Raw genomic sequence first — 14,845 nt, forward strand, 5'->3', positions numbered from 1 at the left:
CACAGGGTTGAGAGCAGAGGCGGTCCGGGAGGATGGTGCCTGTCATCCGGAAAGTGTGGGCTCGAAAGGCTCGCTTCGGCCGGAAGTTCTGTCGGAATCGTGACGGATCCGTCACTGTTTGGAAGGGGTCCGCACGATCGTCCGAAACCGATAGGGTGCGAATCTGCCGGACTGTGGAGCCGGATTCGTCACCGCAGCCGCCGTTCGTCGCAGATGCGGGAGTGTATGGATCAGGGAACGAGCATGCTCATCACTGCCCGGATGAGCGCTGCCTTCGCACCCGAGGGCAGGTCCGTGGCGGCCGCGCGCTCGTTCGTCCGCAAGACGCTCAGCGACTGGGACGCCGGCGACGTCGTGGACGACGCCGTGCTGCTGACCAGTGAGTTGGTCACCAATGCGATCGTGCACGCGGGTACCTCGGCCGAGGTCTCGTGCGTGCGCTACGACGGCGGCGTACAGATCGAGGTCACCGACCACTACCCCAGCCGCGAGCTGCCCGAGCCCGCCACCGGGTTCGACGACGGCGACGAGAGCGGGCGCGGTCTGTTCCTGTCCGCGTCGTTGGCCTCGGCGTGGGGCGTCGAGTACGCCAAGAACGTCAAGCGCGTGTGGTTCCGGCTCGAACTGCCCGACCCGGTCTCGGCGACCAGTTCGGCGGGACCGCTGCTGCCGGCCAACGCGCTGCCCGACGCCACGGTGCCGGTCGGCGTGGCCGTGCTGCACGCGGACGCCTCGCGCAAGGTGACGCACTGGAGCACCGAGGCGGCCGAGTTGTTCGGCCTCACCCACGACGAGGCGATCGGCATGGCGCTGAACGACCTGGTCGCGTGGCCGCAGACGCCCGGTACCGAGCTGACCCTGGACGAGATGCTGGAGCTGTCCCGCTGGCAGGGCGGCTACGACATCCGCGCCGCGAACGGGGTCGCCTCCCGGGTGTTCGCGTCCCATGTGCGGCTGCGCGACGCGGGCGGCGATCCGGCCCTGGTCGCCCTGCTGGTACCCGCCCAGGCGCGGGCCGTGCTGGAGCACCGGGACGGCTCCCGCGGTCGCGCGGGCGGTGCGGTACAGGTGGACAACGAGTGGGACGGCATCGACGGGCTGAGCCGGCTGGGTCTGGAGGACCTGCTGCAACGCGCCGTCGAACGGGCCCGCGACCTGCTCGACGCGGACGCCGCGTTCGTCCTGCTGGCCACCGACGACGAGAGCGAGATGGAGGTGCGCGCCACCACCGGCCTGGCCGGCGCCGCGCACCGGTTGTCCCGGGTGCCGGTGGAGACCTCGGTGGGCCGCTACGGCTCGGCCCGGATGCCCGCGGTGCACGAGGACCTGGAGGCCGGGCCCGACGCGGTGCCGATCCTGCAGGACACCCGGATGCGCTCGGCGGTGACCGTCCCGCTCAAGGTCGAGGGCCGGCTGACCGGCACCCTCGGCGTCGCCTCCGAGACCGCCGCGCGCTTCGACAACGACGACGCGGCCCGGCTCCAGCGCGCCGCCGACCGGGTCTCGCTGACCGTGGAGAGCGCCCGGCTGTCCGAGCTCGAACGTGTCCGCCGGGGCTCGCTGTCCTTCCTCGCCGAGGCGTCCGACCTGCTCGCGGGCACCCTGGACCCGGAAATGACGCTGGCGATGATCGCCCAGATCGTGGTGCCCCGGCTCGGCACGTGGTGCGCGGTCCACACCGGCGAGTCGCACGCGCCGGTGCTGAGCGTGGTGTGGCACGCCGACGAGATGCGGATCGACGACCTGCGCGCGCTGCTCGACCGGGCGGAGCCGCCGCGCGCCCAGCCCACCCCGGGCGCGCGCCGCTGGCTGGGCCTGCGGCACCTGGACCCGGAGGTCGTCCGCGAGCACGCCGACCTGGTCACCGGCGAGGCGGTCACCCTGCCGCTGGTCGCCCGCGGCCGGGGCATCGGCATGCTGACCTTCGGCATCCTGGCCGGCGACCGCTTCCGCCGGGACACCCTGGAACTGGCCGAGGACCTGTCCCGGCGCGCCGCGCTGGCGATGGACAACGCCAGGCTGTACTCCGAGCGGAATTCGACCAGCCAGGCCCTCCAGCGCAGCCTGCTGCCGCCGGAGCTGCCCAAGATCCCGGGCGTCGACGTCGAAGTGGTCTACCAGGCCTCCGGCGAGGGCAACGAGGTCGGCGGCGACTTCTACGACCTGTTCACCATCGGCGGCGACAAATGGGGCTTCGCGATCGGCGACGTGTGCGGCACCGGTCCCGAGGCGGCCGCGGTCACCGGGCTGGCCCGTCAGGCCCTGCGGCTGCTGACCCGCGAGGGGCTGTCGGTACCGGCCGTCCTGCAGCGGCTGAACACCGCGATCCTGGAGGAGGGACCGCGCAGCCGGTTCCTGACCCTGCTGCACGGCCACATCACCCACCGCGAAGGCGGCGGCATCCGGCTCAGCCTGGTGTCCGCGGGACACCCGCTGCCGCTGCGGCTGCGCCCCGACGGCACGGTCACCTCGGTGGCCACGCCACAACCGCTGCTGGGCGTGCTGGACGAGGTCGATCTGGTCCTGGAGACGGTGGACCTGGACCCGGGCGACGTCCTGGTCTGCGTCACCGACGGCGTCACCGAACGCCGCGAGGGCACCCGCATGCTCGGCGACGACGGCCTGGCCGAGGTGCTCTGCGGCTGCACCGGACTGACCGCGGGCGCGGTCGCGACCCGAATCCACCGCGCCGTCGAACAGTTCGCCGAGGAACAGGCCCGGGACGACATGGCCATCCTGGTCATGCGCGTCTCCGGCGAGGACTGACCGGGCCGAACACCCCGACGCTCCGAGAAACCCGGCTGCCCCGGCCGCGGACTCCCGGCCGCTCGCTCGATGGGCCGGGAGCCCGCGGCCCCGACGCCTGTCTTCGATCCCGCCCCGGGCTCCGCGACGGGAGCGGAGGGGAGGAGCCCGACGGGCGGTCTCCGTGCGTCGGCGTACCGGAGAAGCGCCCGCGCATCGTGGTCGCGTTCGGGTGTTTCCCCGCGGCGAGCGCAGCGCGGAGCCCGAGGGGCGCATGTGCTGCCGGACGTGGTGGGGCTCGGCGAGATCGAAGACGGCCCGAGGCCACCGGATCCCGGCGGGTTCGTCGGCGGCGCCGGGCTCAGTCGGTGTTCGGGTCGAGGCGGCCCGTCGACCAGCGTTGTTCGTCCTCCTGCCAGGTGTCGGTGACACGAAGGCCCGCGGCTCTCGCGACGCCGGCGGAGGCGAGGTGGGCCGGGTGGATGTGCGCGCGGACCTCCTCGACGCCATGCGCGCGCAACCAGTTCACCCACGCGACCGCCGCCTCCTTGGCGATGCCCAGGCCCTGCCACACTCCGCCCACGACCCAGGCCGCCTCGGCGACCGGACCGGGGCCGACCGTGGCCTGGACCGTGCCCACCAGGCACTCCCCCGCGCGCAGCCGGATCACCCGGTTCAACCAGACCACCTCGGGGTCGGGCGAACCCTTCTCCCAGCGCTCGTACCGAGCCCGCAGCTCGGCCGGATCCTCCGGTTCACCGCCGATGAAGGCGTGCAGCGCCGGATCACCGAGCACCTCGGCCATCTCCTCGGCGTGATCGACCTCGACCGGGATCAGGTCCAGCCGATCGGTGCGCACCCACGCCGTCTCGTTCACGTTCATCGCCGCAGCATGCCGGCGCTCACGCGGCGATGTCGCCGGCGTTTCCCCGCGCGCGTAGCCGCAGCTCGGACCCGATCCGGGCGACCGTGGCCGCCGGGTCCCGGCGCGCCTGCGCCGCCGGGCACTCCAGCACCAGCCAGCCCTGCCCGGCGATGCTCCGGTGCCGTGCCCGCACCCACTGCCGATCCGCCGTCAACTCCACCCCGACCCGCGCCGCGGGCCAGGCCAGCGCGAAGCGGCCGATGATCCGGCCGAACGCCGAGCGGAGCTCCCACCCCACCGCGACCGGCGGCAGCCCCGCGCCGAGCAGCGCCAGCCGCAGTCGGGTCTCGTCCTCGCTCGCGCTGCGCCCGTCGGCCAGCCGCACCGCCTCGGCGAGCCGGCAGCGCCCCGGATGACCGGCGTAGCGCCCGAGCAGCCCGGCCGACGCGCCGGCCGGGATCAGGCCGGCCCGTAGGAAGGCGTCGAGCACCACCACGCCGGTGTCCCGATCCGAGGTCCGGACCAGGTCCGCCGCCGTCCGGATCGGCGAGGTGACCGGGATCCCGCCCGGCCACACCACCTCCCCGGCAGCCAGCGCCATGACCCGGGCCCGGCAGCCGTGCCGGCGGGGCAGAGCCGCCCCCACCGGCACGACCACCTCGATCGGTGCCGTGCGCCGAGCCTCGTCCCGGGGATCCACCGGAACGCGCACGCCGTGCAACCACGCTGCGGTGCGCCCACAGACCACGGCCCCGCGGGGCAGCACCATGACCGCGGCCCGGGCCCGCACCTCCAACGTGTCGACGACGTGCGCGCCGACGTAGACCCCGTGTATGACCCGACGCACGTCGCCGTCGCGCACCAGGCGCCGGACGACCGACCGGCCGACCCCGTGACGGGCCGCGACGGCGAGGGTGAACGGTCGGGACAGCAGGGCGGAAAGGTCGGTCGGCGTCATGCGGGTCAGTGTGCGCGCGTCCCCTCCGCGCGTGCCGCCCGTCGTCCACAGCCCCCGGGATGAGTGTGACCATCACACTCGGCCTGTGCACGGCGCGTGGCCCGAACCGCCCCCTCGGCCCGGCCCCGGCCGACCCGCGACGCCCCTTCGCCCCGCCTCCCGGCCTCACCCGCCCCGCTCAGCCGATACCGATCGCCGGTTCCGCCGCCTTGCCGCATCCCTTCTTCGCGCGGTAGAGCACCTTCCAGGTGGCCGCGTCCGTGACCCCCGACGGATCGAGGCCGTTGCACTTCTGCACCCACCGGACCCCGTCTGCGGTGGCCGCGTCGAACACGCCGCTCACCGGCAGGTCCCCGGGGGCACCGGACCTCGTGTCGACCAGGCACTGCACCTGGGCGACCGCGTCGTCCCGATCCCCTTCACGCAACTCCGGCCGGTTGTCCTTGGCCACGTGATCGCAGCGCGAGGCGGCCGCCGCCGGCGACCCGGGGCCCGTCATCCCCGTGCCCAGACCCAACGCCGCGCACGAGGTCAGCGCGATCGCCGCGACCCGCCCCCGACGCCGCAGCCCGGGCCGGGCCGAGGGCGGCCGGGGCGCCGGGATCGGCGGGGTCTGCGGGGTCGGCGGCTCCGCACCCCGTCGCGGTCCGCCGCAGCGCCGGTTCCGCTGTACCGCATTCATCTCTGCTCCTGACTGCCGATCCTGTCGACCGTGTCGACCTGTCCAGCGCCCGAAGGACCGAGTGCCCTCCGAACACGACCGACGTTAGGAGCCGGCATCAGCAGCACCGAGAGGTACGAAAACCCGACTTCCACACCGCAAAATCAGACCAAATGTCGCTATTGCCACCCCCATTTCGGCGCTCTCCCCACGGAAACCGACACCCGACCCCCATCCCGAGCCCTCTCACCCCGCACAACCGGTCGAGAACCCGCCGCCACCGGCGACCACAACCGGGAACCGACCGGCACCCCGCCCAGACCACCGCCCACACACGACAAGCCACCGCCACCGCCACCGCCACCGCCACCGCCACCGCCACCGCCAAACGACAACGACACCGACACCGACACCGACACCGACGACAAAGGGCCCGCTACGAAGAATTCGGACGCTGTTGGTTAATTTGGGCCCTGCGCGTGACGTCGGCCCTCAAGACCCGGTTGTGGTCTTGGGGGCCGACGTTGTCGTAGGGGGAGGGTGTCGATGTCGATGCAGCCGCGGGAGCCGGGGGAGATTCCGGCGGAGACGGTACGGGTGGCGCGGGCGGCGTTCCCGAAGGGGAGTCTGGCGATCCGGGTCCGGGACGAGTTGGGGCCGTTGTTCCGGGACGAGGGGTTCGCCGATCTGTTCCCGGGGCGGCGGGGCAGGCCGGCGTGGTCGCCGGGACGTCTGGCGCTGGTGCTGGTGTTGCAGTTCGTGGAGGGGTTGACCGATCGTCAGGCCGCGGAGGCGGTGCGGGCACGGATCGACTTCAAGTACGCGCTGGGGTTGGAGTTGGGCGATCCGGGGTTCGACTTCTCGGTGCTGTCCGAGTTCCGCGACCGGCTGGTGGAGGCGGACGCGGGACGGCGGGTGTTGGACGGTGTTCTGGCCGCGGCGCGGGAGAAGGGCCTGTTGGCCGGCGGCGGGAAGGCGCGCACCGATTCCACGCATGTGCTGTCCGCCGCACGCGAGTTGGGTTTTCTGGAGTTGGTGTCCGAGACGCTGCGCGCGGCGTTGAACGCGGTCGCCGAGGCCGACCCGGAGTGGTTGCGCCCGGTCGCCGAGCCGGACTGGTTCCGGCACTACGCGACCCGGGCGGAGGAGTCCCGCTTCCCCAGGGCCCGCACCCGGCGGGACGAGGTGGGGGCGCGGATCGGCCGGGACGGGACGCGGCTGCTCGCACTCGTGCTCGCCGCGGACGCGCCGGGCGGTCTGCGTGCCCTGGAGGAGGTGGAGACGCTGCGGCGGGTGTGGGTGCAGCACTTCCACCGGGTGGACGGGCAGGTGGTGCGCCGCGGCCCAAAAGACCGGCCGCCGGGCGCGAAGCGCCTGGTCACCCCCTATGACACCGACGCGCGTGGCAGCGTCAAACGCGACACGATGTGGGACGGCTACAAGGTCCACCTCACCGAGACCTGCGATCCGGACGCGGTGCACCTGGTCACGAACGTGGCCACCACCGAGTCCACCGTCCCCGACAGCGTGTTGGCCGACCGGGTCCACGCCGGCCTCGCCGAGCGGGACCTGCTGCCCGACGAGCACTGGGTCGACGCCGGCTACCCCACCGCCGCGCAGATCGTCGCCGCCCGGCGCGACCACGACGTCGCGCTGCTCGGACCGGTCCGAGCCGATACCAACGCCCAGGCGGACGGCCCGTTCCGGCAGGACTCGTTCACCGTCGACTGGGACGACCAGCGAGCCACCTGCCCGAACGGGGCCACCAACACCGAGTGGCACCAGCGCCGTTCGCAGGCCGGACTGCCGGTCGTTCGGATCCGGTTCCCCACCGCCGTCTGCCGGCACTGCCCCGATCTGCGCGCCTGTGTCAACTCGCCGAGCGCCGAGCGCCGCGAGCTCACCCTGCGCCACCGCGACGAACACGAGGTTCTGCGCACCGCCCGCGCCGAACAGCAGACCGACGCGTGGAAGGACCGCTACAAGATCCGCGCCGGCGTCGAGGGCACCATTTCCCAGGGCGCCGCACGCTGCGGCCTGCGCAGATCCCGCTACCGGGGCCTCGCCAAGACAAGCCTCCAACACCAACTCACCGGCGCCGCGATCAACCTCGCCCGCATCGACGCCCACCTCACCCACACACCGCGAGCCCGGACCCGGACCAGCCACTTCGCACGGCTTCGCCCCGCCGAGCCGAAGCTCGACGGGGCGAATTAACCAACAGCGTCCGAAGAATTCGTAGCGGGCCCCACGCAAACCGTCGGCGAGGTCTCAGACCTCCACGACCACCGGCAGAATCATCGGCCGGCGCCGATAGGTGTCGGACACCCACTTGCCCACGATCCGGCGCACCTGCTGCTGGAGCTGATACGGCTCCGCCACACCATCGGCGGCCGCCTTCTGCAACATCTCCTCGATCTTCGGGATCACCGCGTCGAAGCGGGCGTCGTCGATGCCCGATCCACGCGCGGTGATCGTCGGTCCGCCGACCACCTTGCCGGAGGAGGAGTCCACGGCGAGGAACACGGACACGAAACCCTCCTCGCCCAGGATCCGACGATCCTTGAGCGAGGACTCGGTCACGTCGCCCACGGACAAACCGTCCACGTAGACGTACCCGGCCTGCACCTTGCCGGTGATCTTGGCGACACCGTTGACCAGGTCCACGGTGAGGCCGTCCTCGGCCAGCACCACTCGGTCCTTGCGTACGCCCGTCTTGATGCCCAGGTCGGCGGCGGCACGCAGGTGGCGCCACTCGCCGTGCACCGGCATCAGGTTGCGCGGCCGGGTGAGGTTGAAGAAGTACAGCAGCTCGCCGGCCGAGGCGTGGCCGGAGACGTGCACCTTGGCGTTGCCCTTGTGCACGACCTTGGCGCCCCAGCGGGTCAGCCCGTTGATCACCCGGTAGACCGAGGTCTCGTTGCCCGGGATCAGCGAGGACGCGAGCACCACGGTGTCGCCCTCGACGATCCGGATCTGCTGGTGCGAGCGGTTGGCCATCCGCGACAGCGCCGCCATCGGCTCGCCCTGCGAACCGGTGCACACGAGCACGACCTCGTCCGGCGGCAGGTCGTCCAACGTCTTGACGTCCACGACCAGCCCGGCGGGAATCTTCAGATAGCCGAGGTCCCCGGCGATCTTCATGTTGCGCACCATCGAGCGGCCGACGAAGGCGACCTTGCGCTCGTAGGCGTAGGCGGTGTCCAGCACCTGCTGGATGCGGTGCACGTGGCTGGCGAAGCTGGCCACGATGATCCGCTGGTCGGCGTCCGCGAAGACCCGGTCGAGCACGCTCGCGATGTCCCGCTCGGCCGGGATGAAGCCGGGCACCTCGGCGTTCGTGGAGTCCACGAGCAGCAGGTCGATGCCCTCGGTGCCCAGCCGCGCGAACGCCGGCAGGTCGGTCAGCCGGTTGTCCAGCGGCAACTGGTCCATCTTGAAGTCGCCGGTGTGCACGACGGTGCCGGCCTCGGTGCGGATGGCCAGCGCGAGCGCGTCCGGGATCGAGTGGTTCACCGAGATGAACTCGCACTCGAACGGACCCAGGCGCTCGATGTCGCCTTCCTTGACCTCGAGCGTGTACGGCCGGATCCGGTGCTCGGTGAGCTTGGCCTCGATGAACGCGAGGGTCAGCTTCGACCCGATCAGCGGGATGTCGGCCTTCTCCCGCAGCAGGTACGGGACCGCGCCGATGTGGTCCTCGTGGCCGTGCGTCAGGATGATCGCCTCGATGTCGTCGAGGCGATCCCGGATCGAGCTGAAGTCCGGGAGGATGAGGTCGACTCCGGGCTGCTCCTCCTCGGGGAACAGCACCCCGCAGTCGACGATCAGCAGTCGGCCGTCGAACTCGAAGACGGTCATGTTCCGGCCGATCTCGCCGAGACCACCCAGCGGAGTGATCCGAAGGCCGCCCTTGGGCAGCACCGGCGGCGGGCCGAATTCGGGATGGGGATGGCTCAAGTTCTCTCCTCGCCACGTGCCGCCGCCCGGCCGTCGTGGACGGCCGGACGGGGACGCGCAAAAGCTCGTGTTCGGCCCGGGCGGATGTGGTACCCGCCCGGGGCACTACTTACAGATATTCCTGTTTACAGCTCTACCCCACCCGCCGAGAGATCCTGCCTCAGCTGCGCGATCTGGGCCTTGGAGGCCTCGATCAGCGGCAGCCGCAGCGGCCCGGCGGGCAGGCCCTGCAATCCCAGAGCGGCCTTGGTGAGGATCACGCCCTGGGTACGAAAAATGCCGGTGTACACCGGAAGAAGACGCTGGTGGATCTCGCGCGCCTTGGCGACGTCGCCGCCGACGTAGGCGTCGATCATCGCGCGGAGCTCCGCCGAGACGAGGTGCCCGACCACGCTCACCACACCGACCGCGCCGATGGACAGGAGCGGCAGGTTCAGCATGTCCTCACCGCTGTAGTACACCATGTCGGTGCTCGCCAACACCCGGCTCGCGGACGCGAGGTCGCCCTTGGCGTCCTTGTTCGCCACGATCCGCGGGTGCTCGGCGAGCCGGATCAGCGTCTCGGTCTCGATCGGCACGGCGCTGCGGCCGGGGATGTCGTACAGCATCACCGGCAGGTCGCCGGCGTCGGCGACGGTGGTGAAGTGCCGGTACAGGCCCTCCTGCGGGGGCTTGTTGTAGTACGGCGTGACCACGAGCAGACCGTGCGCGCCGGCGGCCTGTGCCTGCCGGGCCAGCTCGACCGAGTGCCGAGTGTCGTTGGTGCCGACTCCGGCGACCACGAACGCGCGATCGCCCACGGCCTCCAGGACCGCCCGGACCACTTGCTCTTTCTCCGCGTCGCTCGTCGTGGGCGACTCGCCGGTGGTGCCGTTGACGACGAGTCCGTCGTTGCCGGCGTCGACAAGGTGGGAGGCCAGGCGCTGGGCGCCGGCAAGGTCGAGCGCACCGTCGGCCGTGAAGGGGGTCACCATCGCGGTGAGGACCCGGCCGAAGGGGGTCTGGGGGGTAGACGTCGGAGCCATGGCCCAAACGGTACCGGGCGCACACCTGACCTGCGGGTAGCACCCGCCCTATGAGACTTCGACGGCCCGTGCGGAGCAGTCCCGGCATCGGCGCCGCGCCGACGCGGCCCGCACGCGCCCCGGACAAAAACAAGGACCAGGCGCTGCCCGCTCGGGGGTTCGAGCAGCGCCTGATCTCTTTCAGTATCGACCACCACGGGCGAAACCTTAGAGATTCGGGCGAAAAATTTCTAATGTCACCCTATGTGCCGATTTGACCACTCGGACGGCTCAACCCTACGGCGCGACCCGGCCGTTCGTGTTGAACGCCGCGTAGGTCAGCGGCATGAGCTCGGCCCACGCGGCCTCCATCCGCTCCGCGACCATCTCGATCTCGCGCTGCGGGAACGACGGGAAGGTCGCGTCGTCGCGCTTGGTGCGCAGCCCGAGGAAGTGCATCAGCGAACGCGCGTTGCAGGTCGCGTACATCGACGAGTACAGGCCCACCGGCAGCGTGGTGCGCGCCACCTCGCGCGCGACGCCCGCCTCCAGCATGCGCTGGTAGCCCGCGTAGGCGGACGCGTAGGACTCGCGCGTCGCCTCGTCCACCGTCTTGTACTGCTCGGGGGTACCGTCCACGAAGACATAGGCGCCGGGTTTGCCCTGCTGGACCAGTTTGCGGTCCTCGGCGGGCACGTAGAACACCGGCTGCAGCTCGCGGTAGCGGCCGCTCTCCTCGTTGTACGACCAGCCGACGCGGTGCCGGTGGAACTCGCGGAAGACGAAGATCGGCGCGCTCACGAAGAACGTCATCGAGTTGTGCTCGAACGGACTGCCGTGCTTGTCCCGCATCAGGAAGTTGATCAGTCCCTTGGACCGCGAGGCGTCCCTGTCGAGCTCGTCGAGGGACTTCTCCCCCGCCGTGGAGACCCGAGCCGCCCACAACACGTCCTGGTCGGCGGCGCTGTGCTTGATCAGCTCCACCGTGACGTCGCTGCGAAAACGGATGGCGGACGGATTCTCCTGGGGTGTCTCGGTCACGCGGGGTGGCTCCTCGTCGATCTGATTCCGGTGGGGTGGGCGCCCAAGCCTAACCACGCCCACCGGCATCGCCGGACGCCGTGGCCGAGCCGCCGGCCGTCGGCGTGGACCGGGGTACCACGACGGTGGTCGGCTGCGTCGACGGACCCTCGGCGGGCCTGGTGGGAGCACCCGCGGGCAACGCCACCGAGGTCTCGAAGGACACCTTGTCCAGGCGGGACATGAACGGTTGCACCTGGATCAGCAGCTTGCCGACGTACTCCCGGGGCACCGCGAAGTTGTAGGTGATCACCGTGTCGGCGTTGCGCGCCGCCTGCTCCGGACCGCTGCGGGCGGGCCCGACCTTCGCGGCCGCGCACGGCAGCGCGTCGGGCCCGGCGTACAGCGTCACGGCGAACAGGTCGGCGAGCAGGTTCGAGCCGGTCCGGTTGGCGTAGCGGATCGGGACCGAGACGTCGACCGTCTCGCGCTTCTCGTTCGGCACGCTCGCGGTGCGGGTCACCACGAGCGGCAGCGTGGCCACCGTCAGACCGTTCGAGTAGGTGTGCGAGCCCTGTTTCTGTGGGACCTGGGCCGGCGGGGCGGAACCGCCGGTGGGCGGCGGCGCGCCCGGCGTCGAACCGCCCGTCGGGTTCTTGTCCGGCAGATCCGGCGGGTTGCCGGTGGCGCCCGCGGGGGCCGCCCTCGGCTTCTCGTCGTCGATGGTCGGACCCACCATGCAGCCGCTCGCGAGCAGCGCGACCACCGCGCATGCCGGGGCGATTCGTCGGATCCGGACCCCCATGACCATCCTTCGCTGCCGCGCCCACCAATCCTTGCCGGACAGCGTCGCACGCCGCGCACGAGGGCGGCAGCGCCTTCGGCGCGTGTCGCCCACGCGTGTGCGCGTTCGGCGAGCGCGGGACACGGACCGCCCGCGCGCGCGAGAATCGGCCGAACTCGACGATGGGGGCGCCACATGACCGATCCGTACGTACGCCCGGCCCACGCCGGCGACGGTGCCGAGTTGGGCGCCGCGCATGCCCGGGCCTGGCACGACGCCTACACCGGGGTGTTGCCGGCGGCCGCGCTGGAGGCCGCCACGCCCGACGCGCTGGCCGCCGAGTGGGAGGACGCCGCGCTCGCGCCGCCCTCGCCCCGGCACCATCTGCTGGTCGCCTGCGCGGGCTCGACCGTGGCCGGCTTCGCGGCCCTGGTGCCCGGCTCGGACGAGGATCTCGACCCGGAGCGGGCGGGCGAGTTGGCGATCCTGGTGGTCGACCCGCCGCGGCAGCGCGAGGGCCACGCGTCCCGGCTGCTGACGGCCGTTGTCGCGGACGCGACGACGGACGGCGTGGAAATGTTGGTGACCTGGGTTCTGGAGAGCGACAAGCCGCTGTACGACTTCCTGCTCGGCACCGGTTGGGCGCCCGACGGCGCGACCCGCGAACTGTGGGTGGACGAGCCGGGCGGTTCGGTGATCCGACAGGTGCGATTGCACACGGCGGTGGCCGATCCGCGGTGATCGGGAATCGGTGGGCGAAACGGCCGAGCGGCACGGCGAACACCACACCGATGTGCCATTGAACAAGGTAAGTCAGCCGTCTTAACGTGGGCGCCGTGAGCCGAACTCCGACCCGCGAGCGCCTTCTGCTCACCGCCGAGCGGCTCTTCGCCGTGCACGGAATCGACGCGGTCTCGCTGCGACAGATCAGTGTCGCGGCGAGTCAGCGCAACAATTCCGCCGCGCAATACCACTTCGGAAACAAGGAGGAGCTGATCCGGGCGATCTTCGGATTTCGGCTCACGACCGTCAACGCGCGCCGCGAGGACCTGGTCCGGGAACTCGTCCGGGCCGGGCTCGACCGGGAACCGAGGGCGTTGGCCGAGGCCATGGTGCGCCCGCTGGCCGAACAGATCGACGTCGGCGGCAGCTTCTACCTGCGCTTCCTGGCCCGGGTGCACCAGCACGTGGGCGCGACCACGTACGCGCTGCCGGCGATGGGCCTGGAGGGCAGTTCGCCGGAGTTCGGGCGCCTGATCGACCTCGCGCTGGGACACCTGCCGGTCGCGGTCCGGCGCAACCGGCTGCGGCTGGGCGGCAGTCTGGCGGTGCACGCGACGGCCGATCGCGAGCAGCGCGTGCACGAGGGGCAGGCACAGGACGTGCTGCCGCCGGCGGCCTTCGTGGCGGACCTGGTGGACGCGGTGGTCGGCATCCTGGCCGCGCCGGTGTCGGCGCAGGTGCTGGCCGCGTTGGAGCCGCCGACGGGCCGGCCGGCCCGGGCCGGTTAGCCGAGCCGACGCGGGCCGCTCGGGCGGGGTGTCGGGACGATCAGGCGGAGCCGACACGGGGCTTGCCCGCGTGCAGTCGGATCGCGGTGAGCATCGCCCGGCGCCCGCGCGCGTTGTCGCGCGCGTCGCCGTACGCGACGGCCAGCCGGTACCAGACCCGCCAGTCCTCGGGCGCGGCCTCGGCCTCGGCCTTGCGCCGCTCGAACACCTCGTCCGCGCTGTCCCGGTCGACCCGGCCGCCCGGAGTGCGGCTCAACTCGTCCGGCGGCAGCGCGCCCTCGGCCTCGAGTTCGCGGGCGAGCCGCTGCATCGCGAAGCCGAAGCGCACCTCGCGCCAGATGTACCAGGCGCCGACGACCGGCACGAGCAGGATCGCCAGGCCGAGCACGATGGTGACCGGTTCCCCGTCGCGGATCGCGATCATGCCGCGACTCCCGACGAGGAACACGTAGAACACCAGAACCGCGATCAGCACGAGCGCGGTGACACGTTGCTTCACGATGGTCAGTCCAGGTCGAGGAAGTGTTCCAGGCCCACGGTCAGGCCGGGCGCGGAGACCACGCGACGCGCCCCGAGCAGCACGCCCGGCATGAAGGACGTGCGCTGGAACGAGTCGTGCCGGATGGTGAGCATCTCGCCCTCGTCGCCGAGCAGGACCTCCTGGTGCGCGACCAGGCCGCGCAGCCGGACCGCGTGCACCGGGACACCGTCGACCCTGCCGCCGCGCGCGCCGTCCGGGTCGTCCACCGTCGCGTCGGGCATCTGCCCGAGGCCCGCCTTCCCGCGTGCCTCGGCGATCAGCTCGGCGGTCCGGCGGGCGGTGCCGCTGGGCGCGTCCAGCTTGTTCGGGTGGTGCAGTTCGACGATCTCGGCCGACTCGTAGAACCGGGCCGCCTTGGCCGCGAACTGCATCATCAGCACCGCGCCGATGCCGAAGTTGGGCGCGATCAGGATGCCGGTCTCCGGGCTCTTCGCGAGCCACTCGCGCAGTTGTGCCAGCCGGTCCGGGGTGAACCCGCTGGTGCCCACGACGGCGTGGATGCCGGCGCCCGCGCAGTATTCGAGGTTGCCCATGACCACACCCGGGTGGGTGAAGTCCACCGCGACCCGCGCGCCCGCCTCGGCGAGGTCGGCGAGGTCGTCGCCCTCGTCGACACGCGCCACCAGTTCGAGGTCGGCCGCGGCCTCGATCGCCCGGCACGCCTCGGAACCCATGCGGCCGGCCGCACCGATCACACCCACCCGGATTGCAGTCATGATGTCGCGCACTCTCCAGTCAGCGGAATTTCGCATCGATCAGGGTTCGATCAGCGTTCGACCAGACTTCGATCGCACGT

The 14,845-nt window shown here is 71.7% G+C and carries 13 protein-coding genes; 4 read left to right on the plus strand and 9 right to left on the minus strand.

Going from position 1 to position 14,845, the window contains the following annotated elements; genetic code table 11:
- Nucleotides 1–243 precede the first annotated feature (243 nt).
- Nucleotides 244–2,766, plus strand: coding sequence for a SpoIIE family protein phosphatase (locus OG948_RS11490; protein WP_406295959.1), 2,523 nt, complete (start codon nt 244–246; stop codon nt 2,764–2,766).
- 340 nt (nt 2,767–3,106) lie between these two features.
- Here the strand turns inward: OG948_RS11490 and OG948_RS11495 are convergent, their stop codons facing one another.
- From OG948_RS11495 to OG948_RS11505, 3 genes are all read right to left on the minus strand, one after another.
- Nucleotides 3,107–3,628 carry a GNAT family N-acetyltransferase gene (locus OG948_RS11495; protein ID WP_406295961.1) on the minus strand — a complete coding sequence of 174 codons (522 nt, stop codon included), beginning with the start codon at nt 3,626–3,628 and terminating at the stop codon, nt 3,107–3,109.
- Nucleotides 3,629–3,647: 19 nt separating this feature from the next.
- Nucleotides 3,648–4,568 (minus strand): type IV toxin-antitoxin system AbiEi family antitoxin domain-containing protein, encoded by a 921-nt coding sequence (locus OG948_RS11500; protein ID WP_406295963.1) that lies wholly within the window; start codon nt 4,566–4,568, stop codon nt 3,648–3,650.
- 178 nt (nt 4,569–4,746) lie between these two features.
- Nucleotides 4,747–5,250 carry a peptidoglycan-binding protein gene (locus OG948_RS11505; RefSeq protein ID WP_406295965.1) on the minus strand — a complete coding sequence of 168 codons (504 nt, stop codon included), beginning with the start codon at nt 5,248–5,250 and terminating at the stop codon, nt 4,747–4,749.
- Nucleotides 5,251–5,775: 525 nt separating this feature from the next.
- On the opposite strand from OG948_RS11505, the gene OG948_RS11510 reads away from it, so the two are divergent.
- Entirely contained in the window at nt 5,776–7,446 is a 1,671-nt protein-coding gene (locus OG948_RS11510; protein WP_331773102.1) for an IS1182 family transposase, read from the plus strand.
- 54 nt (nt 7,447–7,500) lie between these two features.
- Here OG948_RS11510 and OG948_RS11515 read toward each other — a convergent pair whose 3' ends face one another.
- From OG948_RS11515 to OG948_RS11530, 4 genes are all read right to left on the minus strand, one after another.
- A complete protein-coding gene (locus OG948_RS11515; RefSeq protein ID WP_395862186.1) occupies nt 7,501–9,189 on the minus strand; it encodes a ribonuclease J in 1,689 nt (562 codons plus the stop codon).
- Nucleotides 9,190–9,314: 125 nt separating this feature from the next.
- The gene (dapA, locus tag OG948_RS11520) at nt 9,315–10,214 is read right to left on the minus strand and encodes a 4-hydroxy-tetrahydrodipicolinate synthase (RefSeq protein WP_395862184.1); all 900 of its coding nucleotides are present in this window, start codon (nt 10,212–10,214) and stop codon (nt 9,315–9,317) included.
- Nucleotides 10,215–10,490: 276 nt separating this feature from the next.
- The gene (thyX, locus tag OG948_RS11525; protein WP_406295967.1) at nt 10,491–11,234 is read right to left on the minus strand and encodes an FAD-dependent thymidylate synthase; all 744 of its coding nucleotides are present in this window, start codon (nt 11,232–11,234) and stop codon (nt 10,491–10,493) included.
- 49 nt (nt 11,235–11,283) lie between these two features.
- Nucleotides 11,284–12,018 (minus strand): hypothetical protein, encoded by a 735-nt coding sequence (locus OG948_RS11530; RefSeq protein WP_406295969.1) that lies wholly within the window; start codon nt 12,016–12,018, stop codon nt 11,284–11,286.
- A gap of 174 nt (nt 12,019–12,192) precedes the next feature.
- Between OG948_RS11530 and OG948_RS11535 the strand changes: the two genes are divergently transcribed.
- Both OG948_RS11535 and OG948_RS11540 read left to right on the plus strand, forming a co-directional pair.
- Nucleotides 12,193–12,738 carry a GNAT family N-acetyltransferase gene (locus OG948_RS11535; RefSeq protein ID WP_406295971.1) on the plus strand — a complete coding sequence of 182 codons (546 nt, stop codon included), beginning with the start codon at nt 12,193–12,195 and terminating at the stop codon, nt 12,736–12,738.
- A gap of 95 nt (nt 12,739–12,833) precedes the next feature.
- Nucleotides 12,834–13,508: a TetR/AcrR family transcriptional regulator gene (locus OG948_RS11540; RefSeq protein WP_406295973.1), complete on the plus strand. Its 675-nt coding sequence runs from the start codon at nt 12,834–12,836 to the stop codon at nt 13,506–13,508.
- Nucleotides 13,509–13,548: 40 nt separating this feature from the next.
- Here the strand turns inward: OG948_RS11540 and OG948_RS11545 are convergent, their stop codons facing one another.
- Both OG948_RS11545 and dapB read right to left on the minus strand, forming a co-directional pair.
- Nucleotides 13,549–14,007 (minus strand): hypothetical protein, encoded by a 459-nt coding sequence (locus OG948_RS11545; protein WP_406295975.1) that lies wholly within the window; start codon nt 14,005–14,007, stop codon nt 13,549–13,551.
- Between the two features lie 5 nt (nt 14,008–14,012).
- Nucleotides 14,013–14,765 carry a 4-hydroxy-tetrahydrodipicolinate reductase gene (dapB, locus tag OG948_RS11550; RefSeq protein ID WP_406295977.1) on the minus strand — a complete coding sequence of 251 codons (753 nt, stop codon included), beginning with the start codon at nt 14,763–14,765 and terminating at the stop codon, nt 14,013–14,015.
- Nucleotides 14,766–14,845: the final 80 nt, after the last annotated feature.

Source organism: Embleya sp. NBC_00888 (assembly GCF_045207655.1).
GTDB lineage: Bacteria > Actinomycetota > Actinomycetes > Streptomycetales > Streptomycetaceae > Embleya.